The sequence below is a fragment of the Thermoactinomyces sp. CICC 10523 genome, from assembly GCF_016055105.1.
Classification (GTDB): Bacteria; Bacillota; Bacilli; order Thermoactinomycetales; family Thermoactinomycetaceae; genus Thermoactinomyces_A; species Thermoactinomyces_A daqus.
Genome location: NZ_JAECVX010000002.1, coordinates 1 through 26,072, shown reverse-complemented (window position 1 = coordinate 26,072; position 26,072 = coordinate 1). Strand labels below are relative to the sequence as shown.

The following is a 26,072-nucleotide window of genomic DNA, read 5'->3' as shown; positions in this document are numbered from 1 at the left end:
TGCAGTCCACCGTGCGACAGGCCGCTTTTCACGGGATCAGGTCAAGAGCCGGAGAAAAGGCTGGACGGGGTAAGAACGGAAACAAATTTGTCACAAATTTCTATTTGATATAATAATCAAATCATTCGATAAACCATTTATGACATCTATTGATAAAAGCATCGGACAAACAACAGAACCGTTTAAAATTCCGATCCTTTTCTATCGAATTCATTCTGACAGTCGGAGGAGGAAAGGAGTATAATAAAGAAAGGCAGCACGACAACTTCGTATCCCTCCCTCCCCCTCGTTGGCAGGGGGGCTTTTTGTCACCCAATCTATTATTCGCATCCAAACTTCGTTTTTTGTCCCCGTCGGACGATTTTTTTGTAAAAAAACAGACGAACATGCCGAAGATGTCCGTCTCAGCCTCGTAACGGAGTTTCAAAAAAAGTCACCGGATCTTGGTGCTGTTCTTTGCTCCCGGTTCCTTCGTCACAAAATACCGTAATCCCCCGCAGTTTTATCCAACTGTCAATCGCGCCATTTTTTCTTCTTTACTTTTCACTGATCCTCCCAAAAAGACCGGACGCTTGGTGACGATTTGTGCATTCCGTCCCGTTTTTGTGATCAAATCCGCCTCTGTCTCTTCATTCCATCCCGATACGATGCAGCCGATTTCCGTTTCCCTCTCCTTCTGCCTGAACGCCCAGCCGTGGAACTCCATTCCCCGACCGCTCCAGCGCTTTACCTGCTCCTCCCAGTCAGATTCCGTAACCGCATCTCCCGAGCGCAAGTAAATAAACTGTGTTCCCGCTTCTGCCGCCCCTTCGACAATCCAGGGTTCGGCCTTTTTGACCCGTCGGAAGGACTGCCAGCGTTCAATGTTGCACAAATCTTCGACCATGGCACTGGCAGTCGGATTTTCACCCGCTCCCTGCCCGATCAAGGTGAGATCCTGAATCCGGTCACCCTCGAGGTAAACGGCATTGTATACATCATTTACCTTTGACAGCAAATGCGATTTAGGAATGAGCGTCGGACAGACAGAACAGGCGATCGGCCCGCTTTCGCCAAATTGCTCCGCCTGGGCCAACAGTTTTACCGTATAGCCGAGCCTGTCCGCCAGTTCCAGCTCACCTGAAGTAACGTCGGTAATTCCCCGGCAGCGAATTTGCTCGACGGGAACATCGGCATCAAATGCCAGCCGGATTAAAATGGACAATTTATAAGCCGCATCACGCCCTTCGACATCGGAGGAGGGGTCAGCTTCAGCATATCCTTTTTCCTGCGCCTCCTTCAGAATTTCTGTGTATTCGCGTTTTTGCTCACTCAATTGCGACAGGATATAATTCGTCGTTCCATTTAATATCCCGCAAATCCGATAAACATGATTTGCCTTCAGGAAATGTTCCAGGGTGCCGATCACCGGAATTCCGCCGCCGACACTCGCTTCATACAAGAGCCGTACCCCATGCTGTTCCGCCAGTTCTTCCAGCTCGCGGCCGTGTTTGGCGATTAACTCCTTATTGGCTGTCACGACATGACACCCTTTTTTGATCGCTTCGATCAGATAGGTGCGGGCTGGTTCAACACCTCCTATCGCCTCAATGACAACATGGATCTGCTGGCGCAAAATCTGGTTATAATCGTCGGTCAACAGATGATGGATCTCCTGTATTTCCCGCTTTTTCTCGAGGTTTTTGACCAGAATGGAACGAATATTGAAAAATCTGCCCGTGCGCCGGGCGATCACATCCTGATTCTGCTGAATCATCTTAAAAACTCCGCTTCCCACTGTTCCCAAACCGAGAAGTGCCACCTGAACTTGTTCCACGCTCTTCCCCTCCTGATCCAAAATAAAAACCCCCTTCAGATAAGAAGAGGGTTCTGTTCCAAGAAAAACCTTTGCCTTCTTATCTCTCAGTGCCAGATGCACTGCAGGAATTAGCACCTTGTTTGCCCATACGGGCAAAACGGTTGCCGGGCTTCATCGGGCCAGTCCCTCAACCACTCTTGATAAGAAATGAAGGATATTCTCTTTATCGTGACATAGTTGAAATTATTATGGAATGGATAACCCTGATTGTCAAGATCCAATGTCAAATAATTTCGTTTTTCAAAACGCCGAGCCTCTCGATCTCCAGTTCAACCTGATCACCGGGTTCCAGCCAGCGATGCACTTCTTCCCCCAATTCCAAGATACAGCCGGTGCCCACCGTGCCGGAGCCAATCACATCACCGGGGGCCAATACACATTCGGACGAGGCCCGTTCAATCATTTGCGCAAATGTCCAATAGAGATCTTTGACATTGCCCCTGGAGACTTCGCGGCCGTTGATGCGCGCGGTCATCTGTAAATCCCAGCGCTCGCCCTGCCTGCGGTCCTCCAGTTCATCCAGGGTGACCAGATACGGACCGAGCGATGTGGCAAAATCTTTTCCCTTGGCCGGGCCCAGACCTACCGCCATTTCCTGCCGCTGCGCATCCCTGGCGCTCCAGTCATTCATGATCGTAAAGCCGGCGATATACTCCAGTGCCTTGTCACGGGCAATATTTTTTCCTTTTTTCCCGATAATACAGGCAATTTCCAATTCAAAATCGAGGCAATGGGTATACGACGGCTTCTTCACTACATCTTGGTGGCCGACAACCGCATGGTGATTGGAAAAATAAAAGACAGGAATCTGGTACCATTCCGGAACCATATCAAGGCCGCGTCGGGCCCGGCAGGTTTTCACATGCTGTTCAAAGGCGTAAAAATCACGGACGCTGGGTGGAACCGGAAGCGGGGAAAACAATTTTACCTCTTGCAGGGGAATGGTGACAGGTTCCCCCTCGACAAACAATCGCTCAAGCGGCTGCAAACGAATCAGCCGATCCAGTTCCTTCAGTAAAACAAGTTCCCCCTCCCCTCGTTTTAAACAAGATAGCAGATCGGTGGCCAATTCGTACGGAAGGGAAACACCTTTTTCTACTTCCAGCCACTTTTGCGCAAATCCGACATCAACCACATGCCGGCCGATAATCCAACCGAACCTCGCCCCGGCATCATCGCGGGTATGAATGTTCAGGTCGTCCTCTTTCACTTTGTATGTAACCAGTTTCAAACCGTATCCCCCCTTAGCTTAAGCATATTCGCGCCAAAATATCTTTTGCAAGTGCCTGAAGAAAAACAGACTTTATCAAGATCGGCTCGCACGATCTTCATAAAGTCTGTACAACAGGCTCTTTCGCCGTCAGTGTTTCGCGCACGATCCGCCGGCTTGCTCCCGGTGAGAGAAGCGGCGTAAATCTCTCACGAATCCGCTGGCGATTAAAGCCGGGCGAAAAAAATTTTTCAATCTGAATGCGAATGGTGGAGGGACGTGTAATCATCGCCACCCGATGATGCAATAAATACTGCTGGTTTGCTTCTTCCTGGCCGGGAAAAGCCTCAAAAAGAAACATCGGTAATCGCTTGGCAATCGCTTCACTGATCGTCAGGCCACCCGGTTTTGTCACAAGCAGATCAGCAGCCGACATGAACAAGGCCACATCGCGCCGGAACGCTTCAATGAGAATATGGGGACAATCGTGTTTTTTCTTGAGACGTTGGTAGAGATTGTGGTTTTTTCCGGTTAAAACGACAAACTGAATCCAGGTGAATCCCTTCAGCTCTTCGACAATTTGTTCCAGCGGACCCAGGCCTGTACCGCCGCCCATGATGAGCACCACGGGCCGGTTTGGATCAAGCCCCAACTGCAAGCGGGCCTCCAAAGCGGAAACTTCTTCATAAAACGCGGGATTGATCGGGATGCCCGTTTCCAGCAATTTCAATCCTGTTTTCCATTGAATGCGTTCCAGATCCCCGCGCCTGAGCAACTGTTTCGGTACACACAAAACATCCGGAACCCTGGCGAGCCAAATCGGGTGCAACTCATAATCGGTAACCACGCCGACAGTAAGAACGTTTTCCCAGTCAGCCGGACAGAGCAGTGTGCCGAAGGGATGGGTCGTCACAATGCGCGCCGGTTCATCCGGAAAGAGCTGGCTCAGTTTTTTCCGGATCGTCCAACCCATTTTTTCGATCATCTCGCTCGAGACATAGCGAATAATTTTATTGTGATGAGTCCAATCATAAAGGTAATGATACAGGGTTGGAAATTTATTCAACATACCCTGATAACCGGATTGCAACAGGGGATGGAAGGATCCAGGAATCAATTTTAAAAGGTCGACCACTTCAACCGAAAGATGCGGCCGTTGTTTTGCAAATTGGCATTCTAACGCTTTCGCAGCAGCATTATGGCCTGTCCCAAATCCCATTGAAAGCAGCAATATGCGTTCGATAGCGATTCCCCCCCTTTGCACCGTTCATCCCCATTATACTTTTCCCGTCCCGTCAATGGATAAAATCCACATTTTTTATGAGCAATATTAACCATCTTTCAATCTTTCCGAGCCATCGACCGTTGCGCCAAGCGGACCATTTCTTTTACCATGTTTCCGCCGATGAACCCGCCGATTTTCCCTGCATCTTCTGCCCGGATGTCTCCATTTCCTCCTCTTTTCCGGAGGGGGATATCAAACTGTTTGGCCACTTCCATTTTTACGTCTTCCGAATTGGTTATATTCGTCCCGAGCACCTGGTTTACCACTTCTTTTTTAAAGCGGTTCACCCCTTCTTCAGCACCCGGAACCAACAGGCGATTTCTCCCCCGCCTCGGCATGCAAACCACCTCCTTGAAGGTAGTGTGCGAGTTATGGACCGTGATTATGAGGGGAAGCCGTATTTTTATATTCTACACTATTTTAAACACCGAGCAAAAGAAAAAGGAGATGGTTATTTCAGAAACAGATGATTGCCGATGTGAATCGCTTTTCGGTGCTTCGCCTTTTTCTCCATCCAGGTGGAGGTGGCAATTTCAGGGTTGTAATAATAAAGGGCTCCATGCGTCGGATCCGCCCCTGCCAGCGCTTCTTTTACCGCCCGATACGCTTCCTGATCCGGTTTTAAATGAATCTGCCCGTCATCGACCGCAGTAAAAGCGTTGGGCTGGTAGATCACCCCGCGAATGGAATGAGGAAATTCATCGCTTTGGACGCGGTTGAGAATGACGGCGGCCACAGCCACTTGTCCCTTAAACGATTCTCCGCGCGCTTCCCCGTAAACGGTGTGGGCCAGGAGGGCTAATTCCTCCGGCGAAACACGCATCTTGGGGCGATGCCGTTCCGGATGATGTTTCACTTCGGTTTCCCTGCGCATATCCCTGTCGCTCTTGCTGACTTGTCGTAAATGATATTTCCTCGTCACGTATTGAACCGCTGCGTCCGCAAACGTGGTCTTATTTGTCCAGTCTTTATAGTTAAAACCCGCTTGTAATTGCTGTTTCATTTTCATGGCAACACTCTCTTGTTTCATCTTGACCAGTGTGATCTTCTTCTCCGCTTCAGCCTGACGCTGTTGAAAGGGCAATATCCCCAGCGTCAGCAAGAATGAAACGACAAGCGGGAAGGTTATTTTCGCAATATTCACTCAATTACCTCCCCTATTGTTTATTCCCTTTCACACCGCCGTTTTATGAATGAACCTGCGCCTGAAAGGGGTGAAATTAAATACAAGTATTTTAATTTTACATCAGTCATTCTATAGCAATCCTCTGTGCACCTCAATAGTAAGTTCCTGCCAGTTAATCCGGACAAACGCGTACTCTGTTCGATTCGCCCCCGGCACCCGAAAGATGCAAAAAACCTCCAGCCGGGAAAGGCTGAAGGTTTTTTTGTACCTGATATATTAGCCGCGTGCAGCGAGGAAGCGTTTGTTTACTTCTTCCCAGTTGACCACGTTCCAGAATGCTTTAATGTATTCCGGACGTTTGTTTTGATATTTGAGGTAATAAGCATGCTCCCAAACATCGAGCCCGAGGATCGGGGTTCCGCTGCCGTCCATCAGCGGATTGTCCTGGTTCGGGGTGCTGAGGATTTCCAGTTTGCCGTCTTTGACAACGAGCCAAGCCCAGCCGCTTCCAAAACGTTTGGCCGCAGCATTGGCAAATTTTTCTTTGAATGCGTCAAAGCTGCCGAAGGTTTCGTCAATGGCTTTGGCTACTTCGCCGGTCGGTTGTCCGCCGCCGTTCGGGCTGAGAATTTGCCAGAAAAGGCTGTGGTTGGCATGACCGCCACCATTGTTGCGGACAGCGGTGCGAATGCTTTCCGGCAAGGCATTCAGGTTGGAGATGAGCTCTTCCACCGTTTTTTCCCCTACGTTTTGCCCTTCAATCGCAGCATTCAGATTGTTGACATAGGTTGCATGATGGCGATCATGGTGAATTTCCATGGTTTGCGCATCAATATGCGGTTCCAGAGCGTTAAAAGCATAGGGTAAAGCCGGCAATTCATATTTAGCCATATCAAACCCTCCTATGTAATCATTAAAAATAGATCCTTGGCAAAGGCCAAGGGAGTTAAATCAAATTGTTACACCTCTTTATTATTATGCTAAAAATCGATTCTTATAGTCAACCTAAACGGACCCGTTCGCAAAAATCTTCTCCAGGCAAGTCACATCTTCCAGGATAAAATCAGCACCCAACTCTTCAAATTTCGCCCGTGCCGCCTGCCCCGTCAACCCGGTCAAGGTGGCGGCAAAATCGCACCCCATCTTGCGGGCGGCCAGGAAATCCGCAACCGAATCTCCGACGATCAAAATTTGTTTTCCATCGGCAAGCGGTAAAGCTTCCCGCAGGCATGCAGAAATTTCAGCTTCTCTGCCCAGATACGCTTTCACATAGGTATACGGCTCCGGCTTTCCCAGCGGGGCAAACTCCGGATAAGCCTCTTCCGCAGCAATGACATCCGTGGCCGTCGCAATATGATTTTCCGCAAACAGCGGGAAGAGATCCAACTGTTCAAACGGAACCTTTGTTTCCAGGAAGGACCGTCCCGTCCCGATGCCGATCGTAATCCCTTGCTCACGCAAACCGGTCAACAGCTTGCGGATCTTCTCCGGCTGTGCCAGCGGAATCTCCTGATATAAAAAACCTTTTTTGCCCGATTCCCTCGCGTCTCTCCCTTCGGTCTGCCTGTAAAGCTCCGCTCCGAGATACCATTCCTGATAAACCGAATATCCCAGTTCCCATAATGAGCTGTTGCGGGAAAACTGGGTGACCGGAATGGAAAACCACTCGGAAGCGAGTTCATTGAAATAGGTGAGCAACTCATGTTTGCTGATCGCTTGCTTCCCTTTGAAAAGTTGGGGAAATGCCGCAAATGATGGCCGGAACGAGGTGATTTCCGCTTCGCCCCAGCCGGCCAAGGAACGAAGGGATTCTTCGGTAATCGGTTCAAGCAAAAACCGTTCCACCTTTTCTTTATGCCGGGGTACCAGAGTTTTCAAAAGCTGCAAAAGCTGTGCGGAAAATCCCAAAAAAACCATATCCCAATTGGAATTGATTCCCTTTGACTTCATCCAGTCCAAAACGCGGTCATGATCAAACACGGTCTCCCGGATGAATCGAATCTGCTCTTCCCCGGGCTGCGTCGTATGCCTGTCTTTTTCCGCCGCCAAAAAATGCGGAGCGTAGAGCAGTTCCCAAATCGACAAGGCCGAAGCATCAAAGCAGCGTTCTTCACTTAAAAAAACTCCATCGACATCAAATAATATCATCTTGTACAAAGCCGGTTCCTCCTACCGATGTGCAATTTGCTTTATTGTAATAAAGGAAACAGAATACTGCAAGGCTTCCGTCATCGTGATGTGCATAAATTTGGATGACCGCATCTTTAATAATTTACTAATCTCGTAAAAAACAATACTTCACATCGCATAATGAATAGATTATGATCGAAATAGACAGAAGAAATTTGCCATTTTTTGTCCGTTGCGAGCATAATTCCCAAACATAAATGGGAGGGGAAGACTCATTGCCAAAGAATAAATGGCTCCGCTATCTTTCCTGTCTTGTCGCGCTCGCGCTGATTGTGATCCTGTTTCCTGCCAACACGCACGCGGCCGCTTTTCCCGATTACAAGATCGAAGTGAACAAAACCACCAATAAACTCTATCTCTATCAAAACGGAAAAGTGATCCGGTCCTATCCCGTTGCCACGGGGCGAAGCAAGAATCTGACGCCGGAGGGAACTTTTCCGATTGTTGTGAAAATCGTAAACCCGGGATGGAAAAACATTCCCGGCGGACGGGCCGACAACCCTCTCGGGGTTCGTTGGAACGGAATCAGCGTTAACGGCGACCGCGGACGTACTTATGGCATCCACGGGACAAACAATCCCAATTCGATCGGAAAACATGTTTCCAATGGATGCATCCGCATGAATAACAAAGATGTGATCGCCTTATACAACACGATTTATGAGGGAACCCCCGTCTGGATTCACTCCGGCAAAAGCGATAACCATTGGCGGGGTGACAGTCGCGTCGGCTTAAAGCCTGCCACGGGTACGGCCACCATTACCGGACAAAATGTGAATGCGCGCACCGGCCCTTCCACAGGGTCATTTGTTCTGACCACCTTAAAAAAGGGAACGCGTCTGTCGTTGACCGGGATCTCCGGTGACTGGTACCAGGTGAAATTGCCAAACGGGCGCACCGGTTTTGTCTACAAACCCTACGTAAAAGTCTCGGGCGTTAAGACCGGACCGGCACCGACTCCGGCTCCGCAGTTCCATTCGGCGAACGGCCAGATTGCCATCACGGTTAACAGGGCCAATATCCGCACAAGTCCCAGCTTGAATTCAGCCATTTTCACGCAGGCCGGCAAGGGAAGCAAATTTACATTGACTGCCGACAGCACGGAATGGTATCGGATTCGCTTGAGCAGCGGAAAAACGGCCTACGTCCATCATTCCGTGGCAAAGGTTGTTTCAACCGCAAAGCCATCTGCATCCAAACTGACGGTCACGGCCTATCTTGCCAATATCCGTTCTGCTCCCTCGCTTTCCGCATCGGTTCTGCAACGCGTAAGCAAGGGCACCATACTTACGAAGACAGGGTCTGCAGGCGATTTCTTTCAAATCCGCTTAAAGAGCGGGCAAACTGCTTATATTCATAAGTCCTGTGTAAAATAATTCCATGATACTCGCAACGGTTTATCGGGCGCCGGGGAATGCGCCCGTTTTTCTTTTTGCCTCCACTCCTCAGGGGCTGTCGGCACCATGTATCTCTCTTTTTCCGGCTCGTGGTCGCTGCCCGATAAATAGAAAGGAGTGGAATATCTCCACTCCTCCACATTTCATTTTAACGACAGCATGCGATCCAAAGCTACTTTGGACCATTTTTTCGTTTCTTCATCCACTTCGATTCTGTGAATCGGGCGGCCTTCCAGGATACTTTCCAATGCCCACAGCAAATGCGGACGGTCGATCCGGTTCATCGTCAGGCAGGGGCACATGGTGGTGCTGAGCAATACGATTTTCTGTTCCGGATGCTCCTCCGCCAGGCGGTGAACCAGATTCACTTCGGTTCCGATCGCCCATTTGCTTCCGGGCGGAGCGGCTTCAATCGTTTTAATGATATAGTCCGTTGAACCCGCCTGATCAGCGAGCTGCACCACTTCAAAAGAACATTCGGGATGGACAATCACTTTCATCTCCGGATCCTGTTTGCGGATGCGGTGAATCTGCTCGGGGGTAAATTTTTGATGCACGGAACAATGCCCTTTCCACAAAATCATCCGCGTATCCTGCAAACTCCCTTTGTTCTCTTCGAACTGGCCGCTTTGCGGATTCCATATGACCATTTGCTCCAGCGGAATGCCCATTTTGTAGGCTGTATTTCTTCCAAGATGCTGGTCCGGCAAGAAGAGGATGCGTTTTTTCTGTTTAAAGGCCCACTCCAGAACGAGATGCGCGTTGGACGAAGTGCAGGTCGTTCCCCCGTGCCGTCCGACAAACGCTTTGATCGCCGCGGTGGAGTTCACGTAAGTGACCGGAATGATCGTGTCCCCAAACTCCTCCTGCAACACTTCCCATGCTTCTTCCACTTCTTCAATATCAGCCATGTCCGCCATTGAACAGCCGGCCCTCAAATCGGGCAAAATGACCATTTGCTCATCCTGCGCCAGCGTATCCGCTGTTTCGGCCATAAAATGGACGCCGCAGAAAATAATATACTTGGCTTCTTTCTGCTCTGAGCCAATCCGGGCCAGGCGCAGGGAATCACCGCGAAAATCGGCAAATTTGATCACATCATCCCGCTGATAATGGTGTCCCAGGATCACAAGATCTTTGCCCAGCCGCTCCTTGGCGCTCCGGATTCGCGCATCCAATTCTTCGCTTCCCATCGTACGGTACTGTTCAGGCATTTCCATATCGACATAGCCAAGCAGATCCATCGCCATCAGGCATCCCCCGTTCCTTTTTCAAAGTCCAAACTGATATCGAGTGAGGTGACCGAATGTGTTAACCAGCCGAGCGAAACGGCATCCACACCTGTTTCGGCAATCGCGCGAATCGTCTCCGGTGTGATTCCCCCCGACGCTTCCGTCCACACTTTTCCATCGATCAGCCGTACGGCTTCCCGCAAGGTCTCCAGATCCATATTATCCAGCAAAATGGCGTCTACATCGTATTTCAAAATCTCTTTAACCTGATCCAGCGTGTCCGCTTCCACTTCGATTTGCACCATATGACCGACATAGTTGCGCGCCTTTTCAATCGCTTTGGCCAGACTGCCCGCCATCGCAATATGATTGTCCTTGATCATCACCCCGTGGCTTAAGCCAAAGCGGTGATTGCTCCCCCCGCCGACGCGGACTGCATACTTCTCCAGCTGGCGCAAACCCGGTGTCGTTTTGCGGGTATCCAGCACTTTGCAATTCAAACCTTCCAGTTTCTTTACCAACCGGCGGGTGATGGTGGCGATGCCGGACATGCGCTGCAACAGATTGAGGGCAACCCGTTCCCCGGTCAAAATGGCACTCGTCGGACCGGAGATTCGCGCAACCGGAGTCCCTTTTTCCACTTCCGCCCCTTCCTCGACCAATGCCGTCCAGGCAATCTGCGGCTCCAGCTCTTCAAACACCATCTTCGCCACGGGCAAGCCCGCAATGACGCCGGGTTGTTTGGCGATAAAGACACAAGAGCTTTGATGCCCGGCAGGAACGAGCGCTTCGGTCGTCAAATCCCCGACTCCCAGGTCTTCGTTCAAAGCTTCACGAATAAATTGCCGTAACGCAACTGTGTTCATCCTTGGTCCCCCTTAAATCACATTGTGCCTTTGCACCCAATCCGGACTTGGATCAGGATAGTCAAAGCGATAGTGACCTCCGCGGCTCTCTTTGCGCCACAATGCTGCTTTCATGATGATTTGTGCAGTTGTTAACATATTTAAACATTCCAGCATCCCGGGTCTCACTTGTTTTTTTACTTCATCCAACAGGGAAAGCCCCTGTTTAAGCCCCTCGGACGAGCGAACAATTCCCGCGTGATCCCACATGATCTCCCGGATGCGGTCTTTGATCGTTTCCTCAGTTTGCTTATCACTGCACAAAATTGGAGATACAAATTCTCCGTCAAACGCCGCTCCACTCCGCTCGCTGTAGGATGAAAGCTCTGCCGCCACTCTCTGCGCGAAAACCGCCCCCTCCAAAAGCGAGTTGCTCGCCAGCCGGTTGGCTCCATGCACTCCGGTGCAAGCGACTTCCCCACAGGCAAACAACCGCGGAAGCGAAGTCCGGCCTTGGAGATCGGTACGAATTCCGCCCATGATAAAATGAGCCGCCGGTGTAACCGGGATCAGGTCATGTTCGGGATCGATGCCGCAAAGCACCGCCTGGCGATGGATTTTGGGGAACCTCTCCTTAAATGTCCGTCCCAGCTTCGTCGCATCCAGATAAACGGATCTCCCTGCTTGCATTTCCATATAAATCGCCCGGGAAACCACATCACGCGGCGCCAAGTCTTTCCAAGGGTGAACCCGCTCCATAAATGCTTCACCCTCATCGTTTACCAGAACCGCTCCTTCTCCCCGAACCGCTTCGGAAACAAGAAACATCGGGTTTTGCTCGACTGCCAGCGCGGTCGGGTGAAACTGGATAAACTCCATATCCATCAACTTGACTCCGGCACGGTGAGCCATCGCAAATCCATCGCCCGTCGTGACAAGGTGATTGGTCGTATACCGGTAGATTTGACCGCAGCCACCGGTCGCCAGGACAACCCCTTTTTTTGCAAAATAACCAATCGGTTCCCGATCCGGATCCGCGACGACCACTCCGGCACAAACTCCGTCTTTTACCAGCAAATCGGCTACCATCGTATGCGTTTCAAGAGTGATGTTTGCATGCGCGACGGCCTGCTTCAACAACGCGGATGTGATGCCGGCGCCGGTTGAATCTCCCATCACGTGCAAAATTCGGGAAACGGTATGCGATCCTTCCCGACCGAGGGCAAACTGATCTCCTCTTTTGTCAAAGGGAGTTCCCCAATCCGATAACATCCGGATGGTTTCCGGAGCCATTTTTACCATGCATTCCACCGATTTCGGATCACAAAGTTCCACACCGGTACGCAAGGTGTCCTCGAGATGCAATTCAGGCGAATCGTCTTCCCCGATCGCCGCCGCAATCCCCCCCTGGGCCCGGTAGGAATTGCTGTCGGCTTTCTGCGACTTGGTCAAAACGGCAACTTTTCCCGTTTCAGCCAAAGAAAGCGCTGTCACCAATCCTGCAATACCGCTCCCTACCACCACGTAATCGGTCATTTCTCGGATCATGTTTGTTTATCCTTTCACAAATTCTTAACAAATTGCTCACCTTTATTTTCTCAGGATTGTTCAGAAAGTCAACCACCAAAATTATCTTTTTCATTTTAAATCAGAAGGTAACAGAGAAAAATGTGATTAATCTCACTTGCCTCTCGATTGGTTTTTTGACAGATTGGCAAAGTGAGACCTATCTTTTTCTTTTTTCGCTATAATAATGAAAGAACAATTTCAGGAAGCGGAGTTGGGTGTATGAAAACCATTTATCTCGATTATGGAGCCACCAGTCCGGTCAGGGAGGAAGCGCTTCAAGCCATGCTCCCTTATTTCAGGGAAAAGTACGGCAACTCCGGCAGCATTCACGACTTCGGGCAAGTCAGCCGCGAAGCGATCGAACACGCCCGCCGGCAAGTGGCTGAAGCGATCGATGCCGACTCTCCGCGCGAAATCATTTTTGTCGGCAGCGGCACCGAAGCCAACAATCTCGCCTTGATCGGAGCAGCTCGCAAACACAGAAACAAAGGCAACCACATCATTACTTCTTCCATCGAACATCCGTCTGTGCTGGAAGCCTGCCGTCAACTGGAAAGAGAAGGATTTGAGGTGACATACCTCCCTGTCGACCGGTTCGGGCTTGTCCGCAGCGAAGATGTGAAAAAAGCCCTTACGGATAAAACGATTCTCGTCAGCATCATGGCGGCCAACAACGAGGTCGGAACGATACAGCCGATCGCGGAAATCAGCCGGCTGCTGAAGAGAAGTTCCATTTTGTTTCATACCGACGCCGTGCAATATTTCGGAAAAGTCCCCATGTCCGTGGCCGATCTGGGCGTGGATCTGCTCTCGATCGGCAGTCACAAGATCGGAGGTCCAAAGGGAATCGGCGCTTTGTACATCCGTAAAGGGGTGCGAATCGAACCCCTTTTCCACGGCGGCGGTCAGGAACGGGGATTGCGTCCGAGCACGTTAAATACCCCGGCCATCGTCGGGTTTGGTGCAGCCGCCTATTTGGCCGCACAGGAAGCGGAAGCGGAATCCGCGCGCTTAACCCGATTGCGGGATGCTTGTTGGCAGCGCATCCGTGATGAAATCGGCGAAGTGGTGTTAAACGGTCATCCCACCCGGCGCTTGCCAAACAACCTTAATCTGAGCTTTCACCGCGTGGAGGGGCAGGCCGTGTTGTTGGAGCTTAGTCGCAATAAAATTTATGTTTCCAGCGGTTCGGCTTGCAGTGCGGGAAAACATGCCGCTTCCCATGTGCTGATGGCCATGGGCACAGATGAAGAAACAGCTTTTCAAAGCCTGCGAATCACGTTTGGAAAAGAAACGACCGAAGCTGAACTCCAGCGTTTTATCACCTGTTTGAAAAAGGTGATGGATGAACTGCGCTCTCTTTTAATCAATGAATCCTAAAGATGGAGGATCGACTCATTGGGTAAGTTTTTCTCCGTTATACTCAGACTGATCGTCATTTTCGCTGTCGCCTTTGCCGCCTGGATTTTGTTCTTCACCCTGCAACAGATGAACTATACGGAGCCTGACCAGGTATACTTAAGCGGAACACCGATCTCACACGCTTTTGTGTTCGCCTTTTTTTGCCTGGTCGCCCTTTTTATCACCATGTTTATTCAACAACGGAAAAATCCGGGCCGTCTCAAAAGGCTGTTCTTCCTTTTTTCGGCCTTTTATCTGCTCTGCAGCCCGTTTGTGGTTCTCTCCTTTGACAACTATCTGCTGGTCACCCGGCGTGGTATCGCCTACAACGAATTTTGGAATATGGAAACCATGAAAGCCAAGCGCTGGCAAGATATCGATCACATCGAGCTGGATTATCGTCCGGAACGTTGGCCGTTCAATCCAGGCCCTTACCGTTTGGTCTACCTCGTTTTCTTTAAGGACGGGCAAACAGTGGATTTGAACAATTATAATTCTCCCCTGTACGACGCCAGGGAGTTTGAGGCGATTCACCGGACAATGATCAAGCAAGGGATTCCGATCGAGATCGCGCGGCAACTGCCCGGCGATACCAATCCGCACTCTTTTCTCTACAAGATCTATAAGATGGAACCATGAGAAACCCCCCTCTCACCGGAAGAATCGAGAGGGGGGTTTTGCATGTTATTTGGCCAATTCATAAATCGCCTGGGCATAGATGGCCGTCGCTTTTAACAAGTCTTCAACCACAATGTGTTCATCCCGCTGATGTGCCGTTTCTTCCCGTCCCTTGAACAATGGCCCAAAAGCGACTCCGACATCGAGGACGCGCGCATAAGTGCCTCCGCCAATCGCCAACAGTTCTGCTTTTTCTCCGGTTTGCTCCTCATAAACCTTGGACAAGATCCGAATCAGGGAATGATCGGGTTCAACAAAGTGGGCGGGTTTATGGTCGATCTCCGTGATGCGGAAATGATCGTCCGCCAGTTTTTCTTCAATCGCCTCGCAAATTTTTTCTCCCTCACCCGATTTCGGATAGCGGACGTTCAGGCGAATCATCCGTTCACCTTCCGCTTCATAGCTGAAAATGCCGGCATTCACCGTCAAACGGCCTGTAAACTCGTCTTCCATGGCAATCCCCAGTTTTTCTCCGAAGAAGCTATCCACCAGATAGCGATTGATTGTCTCAATGAATTGCCGCCCTGCGGAATCGAGCGGAATTGCAGCCAGGAGCCGGGCCATTTCCAATGCGGCATTCAACCCTTTTTCCGGTTCCGATCCATGATGGGCACGCCCTTTGATCGAGATGGTAACTCCTTCATTTCTTTCTTCGGCATATCCCTGTATTCGATGGGTCAGCAAAAAGTCCTGCACTTTCTCTTTCAGTTCAAACACATCGCCTTCGCCCGCCAGCTTCACTTCTGCCAGGTCAGGAACCACATTGACCCGCTGTCCCGCTTTGAATTGCACCAGTTTCCATTCGCCGTCTTTCGCTTCGCTCTTTTCATTGGTTCCCGCAAAACGAAGATCCAAAAGTCCTTTTTCCGCCGAGATAATCGGAAAGTCAGCATCGGGAGAAAATCCCATTGTCGGCATCTCTTCACGCTCAAAATAATGTGCCATACAACGCCACTGCGATTCTTCATCTCCGCCCAAGATGAGACGAACGCGTTTGGACAGCGGCAAACCGAGTTCCTTGACGATTTTTAGGGCAAAATAGGCCGCCATCGCAGGTCCCTTATCATCGATGGCTCCCCGTGCATACAATTTTCCGTCACGAATCTCCGGGGCAAAAGGAGGAGAGGTCCATCCGTCACCGGCCGGAACGACATCGACATGAGCGAGCACGCCGATCAGTTCTTCTCCTTCCCCGTATTCGATATGCCCTGCATAGCCATCGACATTTTTGGTTTTAAAACCGTCCCTCTCGCCCAATTTCAGCATATATTCCAGCGCTTCGGCAATTTTCCGGCCAAACGGGGCTCCCAATCCGCTGTCGGCCTCATCTAAAACGCTTTCAATCGCCAGGAACTCTTTCAGTTCTTCCAGCATCTCGTCTTTGCGTTTGAGGACTTCATCGTACCATGCCACCTCTGTCATCAACGACTCCTCCTGCTTTTTCCATATCATATGCCGTTTTTCTCCCCTTCCCTTATGTATCAGCCCAAACCGGGATTCATACTTTAAATTTAAAATAATTGGAGGCATTTGAGCCTTTAGCTTGGAAATTTTTGCTTTATTTTTTCACTGCTTTTACTATATCACGCCTGTCCTGTTTCCGCCAAATCAGCAACGAAAAAATCGTTCCTTCATGCCGTGCCAAAAAGAAAAAACAGCCTGTTCGTCATGATGAACAGGCTGTTGCCGCAGCTTAGGGTTCAAGGAATTTCAAGGCCATATACAGTAAGTACGACATCACGGCTGTTCCCGGCAAAGTGAGCACCCAGGCGTAGATAATTTTGCCGGCAACGCTCCAGCGGACACTGCGCAAGCGTTCCGCCGCTCCCACCCCGATGATCGAGCCGGTGATGGTGTGTGTCGTACTGACGGGCACTCCGATTTTCGCCACCGTGGTCAGCAAAAAAGCAGCTCCCGTCTCTGCGGCAAAACCTTGCGGGGTTTCCAGGCGACTCAGACGCGATCCAATCGTATGAATCACTTTACGTCCTCCTGCAGCTGTTCCCACCCCCATGATCAGTGCCGATGCAGCTGTGGCCCACCATGGAACCGTAAATTGCGAGTGCGAACCGAAAGCGAAGAGAGCCATCCCAATCACTCCCATCGCCTTTTGCGCATCAGACGCACCATGGCTGAACGCCATAAAAGCGGAGGAAAGAATCTGCAAATACTTGAAGATCGTTTTCACCCGCGAACGGGGGATATTGCTGAAAAATCCGCGAATCAATTTGATGATGGCAGCACTGACGATCCCGCCCAGAACGGGAGAAATGAGCATCGCAATTAAAATCGTAATAATGCCGTGATATTGCAGGATCGAAGGACCCTTGTAAGCCAGGGCGGCACCGATAATGCTGCCGATCAGGGCGTGGGAAGAGCTGGTCGGCAATCCCATTAAAACCGTAATCACATTCCAGACGATCACGGCGATTAACGCGGAAAGAAGCACAATTAAAGTAACATAATGGATGTTGACAATATCTTCCCCAATCGCTTTGGCCACTTCCGTTGAGAAAAACGCACCCGCCAAATTGAGAACAGCTGCCAGCAAAATGGCCATCCACGGCGACAGCGTCCGCGTACCGACCACCGTCGCAATCGCATTGGCGGTATCGTGCCAACCATTGGTAAAGTTAAAAACCAGAGCAAGCGCGATCACAGCCACCAATATCCAAAAAGGATCAAGCATACTTCATGACCACGCTTTCCATGATATCCATCACGTCTTCAAAGGTATCTGTCACGTCCTCCAGTTTTTCGTAGATTTCTTTCATCTTGATTAACTGGATCAAGTCGACCGGCTCCTCAAACAGAGAGCTGATTCCTTCACGCATTAATTTATCCGCTTCATTCTCCAGCATATTGATTTCAATCGAGATCTTGCGAATCCCGGCATAGTCCCTTTTTTCCAAAGCCCTGAAGGCGTCTTGCAGGTACACGGCCGATTTTTCAAAGATCTCCCCAAATTTGCTGAGATACGGGGTGGGATTGTCAACATGCATATAAACGAAACGGGCGGCACACGCTTCGATCCCGTCGATCACATCGTCCAAGGTTTGTGCCAATTTTAAAATATCTTCATGATCGAGCGGAGTCACAAAGGTTTGATTCAACTCTTTGATGAGCAGGTGAGTATACTCATCCCCTTTGCTTTCCAGCTCTTTGATTTGCTCCGCATATCTTTCTTTCTCTTCGAGTGTTTCCACATTCTCACGGAACAATTGCACAGCTTCAATGATATTGGCTGTGGCATCCACCATCATTTGATAAAAAAGGCGATCCTTAGAGCGGTTAAAAAGCACGTGATTTCCTCCCAGTCAACCAAAATTCAACCAAGAATATATTAATCTTTAATATTGTGTACTGAAAACCGGTTCAACACACTTTTTATAAATCCTTTAATCTTGATTAACAAAAACTTTACAATGGTAAATTATGGGGATAAGTTGCCAGTGAGGATCATCCCGATCGCTGCGATTCCCGCACCGGAAATGGCCAAGGCGACCAGCCAGTCCTGGCCTTTGAACAGCTTTCTCTTCCTGGACAGTTGCATGGGGATGTAGAGCACAAATCCCGCCAGATAAAGAGAAGAGACCATCAGCAAATAATCCAGGCCCGCGGCATACAGGAGCCAGCAAGAATAAAGTGCAGCCAGAAATCCGATCAGACCATCCCGCACTTTATCTTTATCATTAAGATAAGTTTCCCCCGTTTTTACCAACTTTAATTGATATAGTGTTGACAGGAGGTAGGGAATTAAAACCGCCACACTGGCCATCGAATAAACCGCCTGATAAGTGGATGCGGAGAAATGAACGATAATGACGAATGCTTCCGTGATCAGGCTTGTCCACCACAGGGAAACGATCGGCGTATTTTTGCGGTTTTCCCGCATAAAGCTGCGGGGAAACATGCCATCCTGCGCAGCCACATAGGGAATCTCAATCGTGAGCAGAATCCAGCTCAACATCGCTCCCGCAATCGAAATGATCAACCCGACATTGATAAGAACAGCCCCCCACGGTCCGACGATCTTAGCGAGAACATAAGCCATGGACGGCTCCGGCAACGCCTGCAGTTGCTCTCTGCTCAAAACCCCCAAGGACAAAATGGAGATCAGCATATAGACCAACAATGTGCCCAATAAACCGAATACGGTCGCCGTGCCGACATCCCGATGCCGTTTGGCCCTTCCGGACAAAACAACGGCTCCTTCAATACCGACAAATGCCCATAAGGTAACCAGCATCGAATCCTTTACCTGTTTCATGATAAGAGTCCAGGAAAACGAACCGTTTCCCCAGAAGTCCGTGAAAAAGATTCCGCGGTGAAAGGCAAAGACCAGGAAGATGATGAAAATGAAAATAGGCATCAATTTTCCAATCGTGGTGATAAAGTTGACAAAAGCCGCCTCTTTCACCCCGCGCATGACCAAAAAATGAAAAGCCCAGACAAAAAGGGTTCCGCCCAGCAGAGAAGGAAGATTGTTTCCCTCTCCAAAGATCGGATAAAAATAATTCAGGGTGCTGAACAAAAGCGGAATAAAGGAAACCAGTCCCAAAATCGAGGCAATCCAATAACCCCACGCGCTGTTAAACCCGATAAACGCTCCGAATCCCGCCCGCGCATAGCTGTAGATTCCCCCGGTCAGTTCGCTTTTGCGCAAGGTCAAATTTTGGAATACCAGGGCCAGCATCACCATTCCCGCCCCCGTAATCAGCCAGGCGATCATCACCGCTCCGCTGTTGGCGGCTGATGCCATATCCTTGGGCAGATTAAAGGCTGCTCCCCCGATCACCGAACCGATGATGGCTGCCATCAGCGCCCATAAACCCAATTGCCTTTGTTGTCCCATTCTTCATTCACTCCATTGATGAGCTTTATATCGATATAAATGACAATTTATCGCACACATTTATGTATACTATATTAATTCGTTAATTTAGTAAAGTGATAAAGATTGGAAGCAACATAAAAGGCGCCAAGCTCCTTTTCGGCTTGGCGCCTCCGTTCAGGCGTGAACATTTGCGGCCAGATAGGTTCCTTCAATATGTAAGTATAGGATATTCAAATCGCAAATTCGCCTTGACAACTCATTCATTTCCTCCGTCAGCCGCAAAAATGAAGTTTCGTCGTCCATTTCCTTCAGATCATTGAATTTCTGCATATACTCCCTTTCCAACATCTTGACCCGTTCAGGAATTTGCGAACAAATCTCCTGGCATTTCAATTCAAATTCATCTTGAAGTTCTTTAGACAACGCCTCATATTCCTGATGTAAAAAGGGACGCTTGATCCCCAGCCGCTGGTCGTATCGAAACTCAAACGGCACCGTATCCATCGATGATTCTCCCTTGCCTTTTTGTCACTAGTGCACGTCTGCTTGATTTTGTTTCAGTTTATACAAATCCATTTGTTTTTTCAACAGATCGTTTTGCAACAATTGCTTGGCCTGTTTAATAATCTCGGTTTTATCTCCGCCTTCTTTGCTCCAGTCATCAAGCAGAACGTTCGCCTGATTTTGCCAGTTCTTATCCAGCTCCATAGAGATTTCCTGCTGGCGCCGATCGGAATAATCCTTCAATTGGGATTTGCGTTCATGAATCCAATTATTAATCGTGTCGAAGGTTTCCGTATCGACTTTGCCTGTCTTTTCAACGAAATGGTTCGCCTGATCCAGGCGGTTGTATTCTTGCTCGATCTTGCCGACCAGATTGTCATGAAACTGCTCCAGCCGATTTTCATCCAAACGGTGCTCTTTGATGATCGAATCAAGCGCTCTCATTTGCCATGGAGAATTGGCCATTTTCAAAGAGAGCTTTCGCTCTTGAAAGGCTTGATCCAATTTTTTCGGATCGTCAACCGCTGTATAGTCGCCACCTGTGACATCGGTCACTTGCTTCAGTTTGGTTTCCGTTTTCGGATCGACATCGATGCCGATGACATGAACATTGGCCAGCGCGTTGGAGAGGTGGAGATTCTCAGCCGCCTTAACCGGATCACCGCCACAGTTTTCATAGCCGTCGCTGACGATGATCAACTGATTTTCCGCTTGCGTCGGAGCCCCCGGCATCATGTCCTGCTTGCTGGTTAGAATCGCGAGGGCCATGGGAGTATAGCCGGTCGGTTTGATCTTGTCCAGCACTTCCTTCCATTTGGACTGATCCGGCACGGCACCCGAAACCAATTTGGCGGTGCTTTGGCAAGAAAGCGGTTTGTCCTTTTCCTCGGCACTTCCCTGATTGCCGTAAACCCTCAACTGAAAAGCCGTCTTATCCTTGGGCAGGGAGTCGGCAAATTTTTGGATCGCCTCTTTGGCATAATCCATCTTCGTCTTTCCATTTATTTCCCCGTCCATGCTCTTGCTTGTATCCAAAAGGACGACAAAATTTATTTTTTTCGGAGCAGTGGGTTTTGCCGGCAACGTGCTGGCTGAAGCAGATGAATTCGCACCGGATTTTTGCGTTGTGTCTGCCTTCCATCGGTTAGCGACCTGCTGCCATGCATTCACTTTATCTTCATAGCTGGTTTTACCCAATTCATCAAAAAACTGAACATCATTTTTATAATTTTCGCCAACCAACCCTAACAGATAAGCATACGCTTTGTCATCCGACAATCCTTTCGGCATCTGCTTCAACGCCTTGATCACCCTTGATTGGTTGTACTTGTCGCCGGCGTATTCTCCTTCTCCCCGGTCTGCAAGGATATCCGGCAAGTCCGTATGTGGAGCCGGGCTTCGCGGAAGATCATCTTGTTCGATTTCCTTTTCCTCCTGGGTTGATTGATTGTCTTTGATCGCCAGTTGATCCAAATGATTTAATTGGTCCGGCTTATCAATTTGGCTTCCTGCCGTCTGTTTGATTTGCTGGAGCACCGGAGAGCAACCACTCAGAGAAAAGGCAGCGACAAGCATCCCGAATAGCAGAAAACAAAACTTTCTTTTTTGCATAAGCCCTCCTTCTGAGTCGGCTTTTTGGTTGAAGGGATGCCCCTTCACCTTCTGGTGTACCAGTTTGATTTTAGCTTACTTGAACTGTACTCATTTGACAACATCCGGCCGGCGGAGCGATTGACAATCTTGCGGCATTTTTCATTTCCCATCCACGTTTTTCACTTGCACCGCTGTTAAGGAAACTTCCTCCCGGGCGCTACGACAGCCGATGGCTCGCTCCCCTTCAAACATGGACGGGGATGATGTAAATCCAGTTTATTCAATGTTTCCGGCAAAATGAACCGTTCACCAAGATCGTTCTCCTTCAGGGGCAAATGCAGGCGCTACGATTGTGCCATTTGGTTCCATTGATTCCTTTGTTTGTTGAAATAAAAGGATTTCGGTATAATAACGGTTAGGGACAAGTTGCCCTGACAGAGGAGAGCTGTTAAGAATTTTTCACATAGGACGGATCGTTATGAGCAAAAACAACCAATTGCGTGTCGTAGTCGGCATGTCCGGTGGTGTCGATTCATCGGTCACCGCTCTGCTTTTAAAAGAACAAGGCTATGATGTGATCGGCCTGTTTATGAAAAACTGGGACGACACGGATGAATTCGGACACTGCACGGCAACGGAAGACTTTGAAGATGTGCGGCGTGTCTGTGCGCACATCGGCATTCCCTATTACTCGGTTAATTTCGAAAAAGAGTATGAGCAAAAAGTCTTTCAGTATTTTTTGGATGAATACCGCAAAGGCCGCACGCCGAACCCCGATGTGATGTGCAACCGCGAAATCAAATTCGGGGAGTTTTTAAATAAAGCCAAACAACTGGGTGCTGATTATATCGCCACGGGCCATTATGCTCAAATCATTGAACGGGACGGTCAAAAATATCTTGCCCGCGGTGCCGATCCAAACAAAGACCAAACCTATTTTCTTTATGCTGTGCACAAACCCCAGCTGATGCAGGCCATCTTTCCCATCGGACACATGCAAAAGAAGGAAGTGCGGAAACTGGCTGAGGAAGCGGGTTTGCCTACTGCCAAAAAGAAAGACAGCACAGGCATTTGCTTTATCGGCGAACGGAATTTCCGTGAGTTTTTAAGCCAGTATCTCCCTGCACAGCCAGGTGAAATTCGGACACTGGACGGGGAATATAAAGGAACTCATGATGGTTTGATGTATTACACGCTCGGGCAGCGCCAAGGTTTGGGCATTGGCGGCAGCGGAACCGGTGAACCCTGGTTTGTCGTAAAAAAAGATTTGTCCACCAATACCTTATATGTTGCCCAGGGGCATGATCATGAAGCTCTTTATTCGAGCGGACTGATTGCAACGGATATCAACTGGCTGGGCGATGGAACCCCGCAAAGTCCGTTTGAATGCACGGCCAAATTTCGCTATCGCCAACAAGATCAGCCCGTTCTCGTCACCCCGCAAGCGGACGGCACATTTCGCGTCGAGTACAAAGAGCGGCAACGTGCAGTAACTCCCGGTCAGTCCGTGGTCTTTTATCAGGATGAAATCTGCCTTGGCGGAGGAATTATCGATCAGACCTTTTAAATATAACTTGGAAAAGGGCTCTTTCAGTAAAAAACTCGAAAGAGCTCCTTTTAAATTTCATCCTCGCTCTGTGGAAAAAGTTTCTTTGGATACACCGGAATCATGGAAGGAATTTCCGCGCAAGGTTGCGAATTTATTCTATTACCATCGACATAATCTTTTCTTTATTCCCTCTATTTTTAAATCCGTCGAAACCGCGAGGCAGGGAGGTTTCCTCAATGAAAGGTAAACAGAATACTCCGGTTCGCAAGCCGGACGATTTGTCTCCCGAAGACTTCAGCTTACAGATCAGACGAAAAGCGATTGGGTTTATCAGTGCCGGCGTTGCATGCTCGATCATGTCATTCGGCGCCTACTGTCTCACTTCCACCGCTGCGGTCAGAAATCAAACCGATGCTGCACCAGTCATCCAGAATCCTGAACCCAAAACAGAAGTGATCCAAACAGCCACGGATCACAAGACTGAAAGCCCGTCACCCCGTCAAATCGCTTCCCGAGGCAATCTACAAACGGAAAAAAGCACATCACTCCCCGCAAATGAAACCGATTTGGCAACGAACCAGGAACGGATCAGCACGCATGTGCCCCATTTGAAGGAGAAAAGCCCATCCACCCATTCGACTTCCCAGCTTTCTCCTGTCGTGGCTCTCAATGATTCCACAAAAGATTCCACAAAAGAAAAAGAGGAACCCGTCTATGAAAGTGATAAGAAGGCAGCAGAGAAACAGCCCAAGCCGATCGATTATTTCGATTTTGATCAACCCGGTCTGATCCAGGAACTGGAGAAAAACGTTAAATGGGCCCAGCCAAAATCAGATTATGCGACCAAATAAAAATAAAAAGGATCGATCAAAACGACCGATCCTTTTTTTGGCGTGCCCTGGAAGATTCGAACTCCCGACCTTCTGATCCGTAGTCAGACGCTCTGTCCAGCTGAGCTAAGGGCACATATTGGTGCGGACGAAGGGACTCGAACCCCCACAGCCTTGCGGCCACAAGAACCTGAATCTTGCGCGTCTGCCAATTCCGCCACGTCCGCACGATTATCAATTTTTCATGGAGGCGGCACCCGGATTCGAACCGGGGGTAAAGGTTTTGCAGACCTCTGCCTTACCACTTGGCTATGCCGCCATATGAATCGATTCATCAGCAATACGATCATACTGGCAGGGGCGGTAGGAATCGAACCCACACTGGAGGTTTTGGAGACCTCTGTTCTGCCATTAAACTACGCCCCTTCAATGGTGCTGGTGAGAGGACTTGAACCCCCAACCTACTGATTACAAGTCAGTTGCTCTACCAATTGAGCTACACCAGCGAAAGTGGTGGCTCGGGACGGAATCGAACCGCCGACACGAGGATTTTCAGTCCTCTGCTCTACCGACTGAGCTACCGAGCCTTATTCAGTCCTCTTTCCTCGATCATCATTTGTTAAGTGGCGGAGAGAGAGGGATTCGAACCCTCGAGACGGGTTTTGCCCGCCTACACGATTTCCAATCGTGCTCCTTCGGCCAACTCGGACATCTCTCCATGTTATTTAGCAAATCATTTGTCTCAATCGAGGCATTTTTTACTTCGTATCGCATCGACAAATATTATATTACACAGGTTCAATTATAATGTCAACAGGAATTTTGATTTAAATTTATTCTGAAATTTTGTTGCCCATGTTTGTATTTTTACGTTTTTTGGAGCGTCATTCTTTCTTTCTGTAAAAGTGTATTGCAGGTACGGGTTGCGTTGTCCCTGCAATCTTCCCGTATTTCCAAATCCCTGTCTGCGACGGATCATTCCCCGCCCCGCTTTTGACAGCTTTCATGCCCTTGTTGTCATTGCCAAAACGCGGGAGGTTTGTCTTTGCTTCTTTTCCCGTAGCAAGAACGGTGAAAGGAAAAGTTTTGCTAACCCTTGCCAAAACTTCTTCCAAACCAATTTTGCCTTATGTTCAAACATGGCGTCAAACTCAGCCCATCGGCATCCGTGATGGATTTTTCCGGCTTATGTTTCCTTACCATGTGCTTGACTTGAGAGCCTTCCAAATTGTTCCGCCGAGAGCACCACTGGATATCCTGGTGCAGATTCTTTGATCTTCGCGGATCCATTTGGTGAACGTGCAACGGTGCAACTAACTGAAGGGGCACATTTGGAGGAATCAATACACAATCCATCCTTCTCCTGCTCTTTTGCATACCATTAACATCTCTTCCATCTGATCTCCCTCACAGAGGAAAACAGCGCTCTTCATCGATATTTGAGAAGAACAGCAGAATCCTTGCAGTCGATCATAACATCCGGATTGCTTTGAACCGTTTCCCATGTATCATCTGTTCCAATTTCACCACGATCCCAGAGAGTTCAAAAAAAGAGTGCAAGACCAGCTCATCCCCTCATCTGACGCCCACTCCCATCTAGCTGGAAGAACTGAAAAAGTTCCTGGCGATTGAAAGCGTTTTGGATGACGCCGACAGCGGATTGGGAGCCCCGTTTGGCCGGAAAATTGCCGAAGCGCTGGAATATATGCTCAAATTGGGCGAGAGGGACGGTTTTAAAACCAAAAATGTCGATGGCTATGCAGGGCATATCGAATACGGCATAGCATATCGAATACGGCATAACTGAAGTCAGAGGTTGGTTTTCTCGATCGTTTCTTGACCCACTGGCTTTTACAGAATACAAAAAAACCACCTCCAACGAGGTGGCTTGTATCTTTGCCTGGCAACGACCTACTCTCCCAGGGGTGAACCCCAAGTACCATCGGCGCTGGAGGGCTTAACTTCCGT

The 26,072-nt window shown here is 49.3% G+C and carries 22 protein-coding genes, 7 tRNA genes, 1 rRNA gene and 1 riboswitch; of the genes, 6 read left to right on the top strand and 24 right to left on the bottom strand.

Annotated features, from left to right (window positions below; genetic code table 11):
• Positions 1 to 502 precede the first annotated feature (502 nt).
• From I8U19_RS03010 to I8U19_RS02980, 7 genes are all read right to left on the bottom strand, one after another.
• On the bottom strand, positions 503 to 1,816 hold the full coding sequence (locus I8U19_RS03010; RefSeq protein ID WP_198055160.1) for a homoserine dehydrogenase: 1,314 nt from the start codon (positions 1,814 to 1,816) through the stop codon (positions 503 to 505).
• Positions 1,817 to 1,892: 76 nt separating this feature from the next.
• A riboswitch (SAM riboswitch) is annotated at positions 1,893 to 2,005 on the bottom strand.
• Positions 2,006 to 2,081: 76 nt separating this feature from the next.
• A complete protein-coding gene (locus I8U19_RS03005) occupies positions 2,082 to 3,089 on the bottom strand; it encodes a fumarylacetoacetate hydrolase family protein (protein WP_033102394.1) in 1,008 nt (335 codons plus the stop codon).
• 97 nt (positions 3,090 to 3,186) lie between these two features.
• Complete coding sequence (locus tag I8U19_RS03000; protein WP_152568643.1) at positions 3,187 to 4,332, bottom strand: MGDG synthase family glycosyltransferase; 1,146 nt, start codon at positions 4,330 to 4,332, stop codon at positions 3,187 to 3,189.
• A 77-nt stretch (positions 4,333 to 4,409) separates the two neighbouring features.
• Positions 4,410 to 4,691, bottom strand: a complete 282-nt coding sequence (locus I8U19_RS02995) for an alpha/beta-type small acid-soluble spore protein (RefSeq protein WP_198055159.1) — start codon at positions 4,689 to 4,691, stop codon at positions 4,410 to 4,412.
• Between the two features lie 113 nt (positions 4,692 to 4,804).
• Positions 4,805 to 5,497 carry a cell wall hydrolase gene (locus I8U19_RS02990; RefSeq protein WP_370589754.1) on the bottom strand — a complete coding sequence of 231 codons (693 nt, stop codon included), beginning with the start codon at positions 5,495 to 5,497 and terminating at the stop codon, positions 4,805 to 4,807.
• A gap of 258 nt (positions 5,498 to 5,755) precedes the next feature.
• A complete protein-coding gene (locus I8U19_RS02985) occupies positions 5,756 to 6,370 on the bottom strand; it encodes a superoxide dismutase (protein ID WP_198055158.1) in 615 nt (204 codons plus the stop codon).
• Positions 6,371 to 6,484: 114 nt separating this feature from the next.
• Positions 6,485 to 7,627 carry an HAD family hydrolase gene (locus I8U19_RS02980; protein ID WP_232337218.1) on the bottom strand — a complete coding sequence of 381 codons (1,143 nt, stop codon included), beginning with the start codon at positions 7,625 to 7,627 and terminating at the stop codon, positions 6,485 to 6,487.
• A 257-nt stretch (positions 7,628 to 7,884) separates the two neighbouring features.
• Between I8U19_RS02980 and I8U19_RS02975 the strand changes: the two genes are divergently transcribed.
• Positions 7,885 to 9,045, top strand: coding sequence for an SH3 domain-containing protein (locus I8U19_RS02975; protein WP_232337212.1), 1,161 nt, complete (start codon positions 7,885 to 7,887; stop codon positions 9,043 to 9,045).
• Positions 9,046 to 9,209: 164 nt separating this feature from the next.
• Here I8U19_RS02975 and nadA read toward each other — a convergent pair whose 3' ends face one another.
• Genes nadA through I8U19_RS02960 form a run of 3 tightly spaced genes read right to left on the bottom strand, consistent with a single transcriptional unit; the run spans position 9,210 to position 12,691 of the window.
• Positions 9,210 to 10,316: a quinolinate synthase NadA gene (nadA, locus tag I8U19_RS02970; protein WP_370589197.1), complete on the bottom strand. Its 1,107-nt coding sequence runs from the start codon at positions 10,314 to 10,316 to the stop codon at positions 9,210 to 9,212.
• The gene (nadC, locus tag I8U19_RS02965) at positions 10,316 to 11,164 is read right to left on the bottom strand and encodes a carboxylating nicotinate-nucleotide diphosphorylase (protein WP_198055155.1); all 849 of its coding nucleotides are present in this window, start codon (positions 11,162 to 11,164) and stop codon (positions 10,316 to 10,318) included. Before nadC ends, nadA begins: the two co-directional genes overlap by 1 nt.
• A gap of 12 nt (positions 11,165 to 11,176) precedes the next feature.
• A complete protein-coding gene (locus I8U19_RS02960) occupies positions 11,177 to 12,691 on the bottom strand; it encodes an L-aspartate oxidase (protein ID WP_033102387.1) in 1,515 nt (504 codons plus the stop codon).
• Between the two features lie 240 nt (positions 12,692 to 12,931).
• Here I8U19_RS02960 and I8U19_RS02955 point away from each other — a divergent pair, with 240 nt between their 5' ends.
• The gene (locus tag I8U19_RS02955) at positions 12,932 to 14,092 is read left to right on the top strand and encodes a cysteine desulfurase family protein (protein WP_033102386.1); all 1,161 of its coding nucleotides are present in this window, start codon (positions 12,932 to 12,934) and stop codon (positions 14,090 to 14,092) included.
• Between the two features lie 18 nt (positions 14,093 to 14,110).
• Positions 14,111 to 14,752 (top strand): Asp23/Gls24 family envelope stress response protein, encoded by a 642-nt coding sequence (locus I8U19_RS02950; RefSeq protein ID WP_033102385.1) that lies wholly within the window; start codon positions 14,111 to 14,113, stop codon positions 14,750 to 14,752.
• A 45-nt stretch (positions 14,753 to 14,797) separates the two neighbouring features.
• Here I8U19_RS02950 and pepV read toward each other — a convergent pair whose 3' ends face one another.
• From pepV to I8U19_RS02920, 6 genes are all read right to left on the bottom strand, one after another.
• Complete coding sequence (gene pepV, locus I8U19_RS02945; RefSeq protein WP_198055154.1) at positions 14,798 to 16,213, bottom strand: dipeptidase PepV; 1,416 nt, start codon at positions 16,211 to 16,213, stop codon at positions 14,798 to 14,800.
• 271 nt (positions 16,214 to 16,484) lie between these two features.
• Complete coding sequence (locus I8U19_RS02940; protein WP_198055153.1) at positions 16,485 to 17,480, bottom strand: inorganic phosphate transporter; 996 nt, start codon at positions 17,478 to 17,480, stop codon at positions 16,485 to 16,487.
• Entirely contained in the window at positions 17,473 to 18,093 is a 621-nt protein-coding gene (locus I8U19_RS02935; protein ID WP_033102382.1) for a DUF47 domain-containing protein, read from the bottom strand. Before I8U19_RS02935 ends, I8U19_RS02940 begins: the two co-directional genes overlap by 8 nt.
• A gap of 131 nt (positions 18,094 to 18,224) precedes the next feature.
• On the bottom strand, positions 18,225 to 19,646 hold the full coding sequence (locus tag I8U19_RS02930; RefSeq protein ID WP_198055152.1) for a basic amino acid/polyamine antiporter: 1,422 nt from the start codon (positions 19,644 to 19,646) through the stop codon (positions 18,225 to 18,227).
• A 156-nt stretch (positions 19,647 to 19,802) separates the two neighbouring features.
• Positions 19,803 to 20,132 (bottom strand): hypothetical protein, encoded by a 330-nt coding sequence (locus tag I8U19_RS02925; protein ID WP_033102380.1) that lies wholly within the window; start codon positions 20,130 to 20,132, stop codon positions 19,803 to 19,805.
• Positions 20,133 to 20,159: 27 nt separating this feature from the next.
• Positions 20,160 to 21,743: a VWA domain-containing protein gene (locus I8U19_RS02920; protein WP_052154460.1), complete on the bottom strand. Its 1,584-nt coding sequence runs from the start codon at positions 21,741 to 21,743 to the stop codon at positions 20,160 to 20,162.
• Between the two features lie 460 nt (positions 21,744 to 22,203).
• Between I8U19_RS02920 and mnmA the strand changes: the two genes are divergently transcribed.
• Together mnmA and I8U19_RS02910 are read left to right on the top strand one after the other, a co-directional pair.
• Positions 22,204 to 23,292 carry a tRNA 2-thiouridine(34) synthase MnmA gene (gene mnmA / locus I8U19_RS02915; RefSeq protein WP_198055151.1) on the top strand — a complete coding sequence of 363 codons (1,089 nt, stop codon included), beginning with the start codon at positions 22,204 to 22,206 and terminating at the stop codon, positions 23,290 to 23,292.
• Between the two features lie 218 nt (positions 23,293 to 23,510).
• Positions 23,511 to 24,125, top strand: a complete 615-nt coding sequence (locus tag I8U19_RS02910; RefSeq protein ID WP_198055150.1) for a hypothetical protein — start codon at positions 23,511 to 23,513, stop codon at positions 24,123 to 24,125.
• Positions 24,126 to 24,163: 38 nt separating this feature from the next.
• Here I8U19_RS02910 and I8U19_RS02905 read toward each other — a convergent pair.
• The 7 genes from I8U19_RS02905 to I8U19_RS02875 all read right to left on the bottom strand — a co-directional run bounded on the left by I8U19_RS02905 (position 24,164) and on the right by I8U19_RS02875 (position 24,822).
• Positions 24,164 to 24,240 (bottom strand) — tRNA-Arg (locus I8U19_RS02905).
• A 4-nt stretch (positions 24,241 to 24,244) separates the two neighbouring features.
• Positions 24,245 to 24,331, bottom strand: a tRNA-Leu gene (locus I8U19_RS02900).
• An 18-nt stretch (positions 24,332 to 24,349) separates the two neighbouring features.
• Positions 24,350 to 24,423 (bottom strand) — tRNA-Cys (locus I8U19_RS02895).
• Positions 24,424 to 24,456: 33 nt separating this feature from the next.
• A tRNA-Trp gene (locus I8U19_RS02890) sits at positions 24,457 to 24,530 on the bottom strand.
• 4 nt (positions 24,531 to 24,534) lie between these two features.
• Positions 24,535 to 24,610 (bottom strand) — tRNA-Thr (locus tag I8U19_RS02885).
• Positions 24,611 to 24,615: 5 nt separating this feature from the next.
• Positions 24,616 to 24,691 (bottom strand) — tRNA-Phe (locus tag I8U19_RS02880).
• A gap of 37 nt (positions 24,692 to 24,728) precedes the next feature.
• A tRNA-Ser gene (locus I8U19_RS02875) sits at positions 24,729 to 24,822 on the bottom strand.
• A gap of 921 nt (positions 24,823 to 25,743) precedes the next feature.
• Between I8U19_RS02875 and I8U19_RS02870 the strand changes: the two genes are divergently transcribed.
• Positions 25,744 to 25,911 (top strand): hypothetical protein, encoded by a 168-nt coding sequence (locus I8U19_RS02870; RefSeq protein ID WP_198055149.1) that lies wholly within the window; start codon positions 25,744 to 25,746, stop codon positions 25,909 to 25,911.
• Positions 25,912 to 26,002: 91 nt separating this feature from the next.
• Here the strand turns inward: I8U19_RS02870 and rrf are convergent.
• Positions 26,003 to 26,072, bottom strand: a 5S ribosomal RNA gene (gene rrf, locus I8U19_RS17850); the annotation flags it as partial.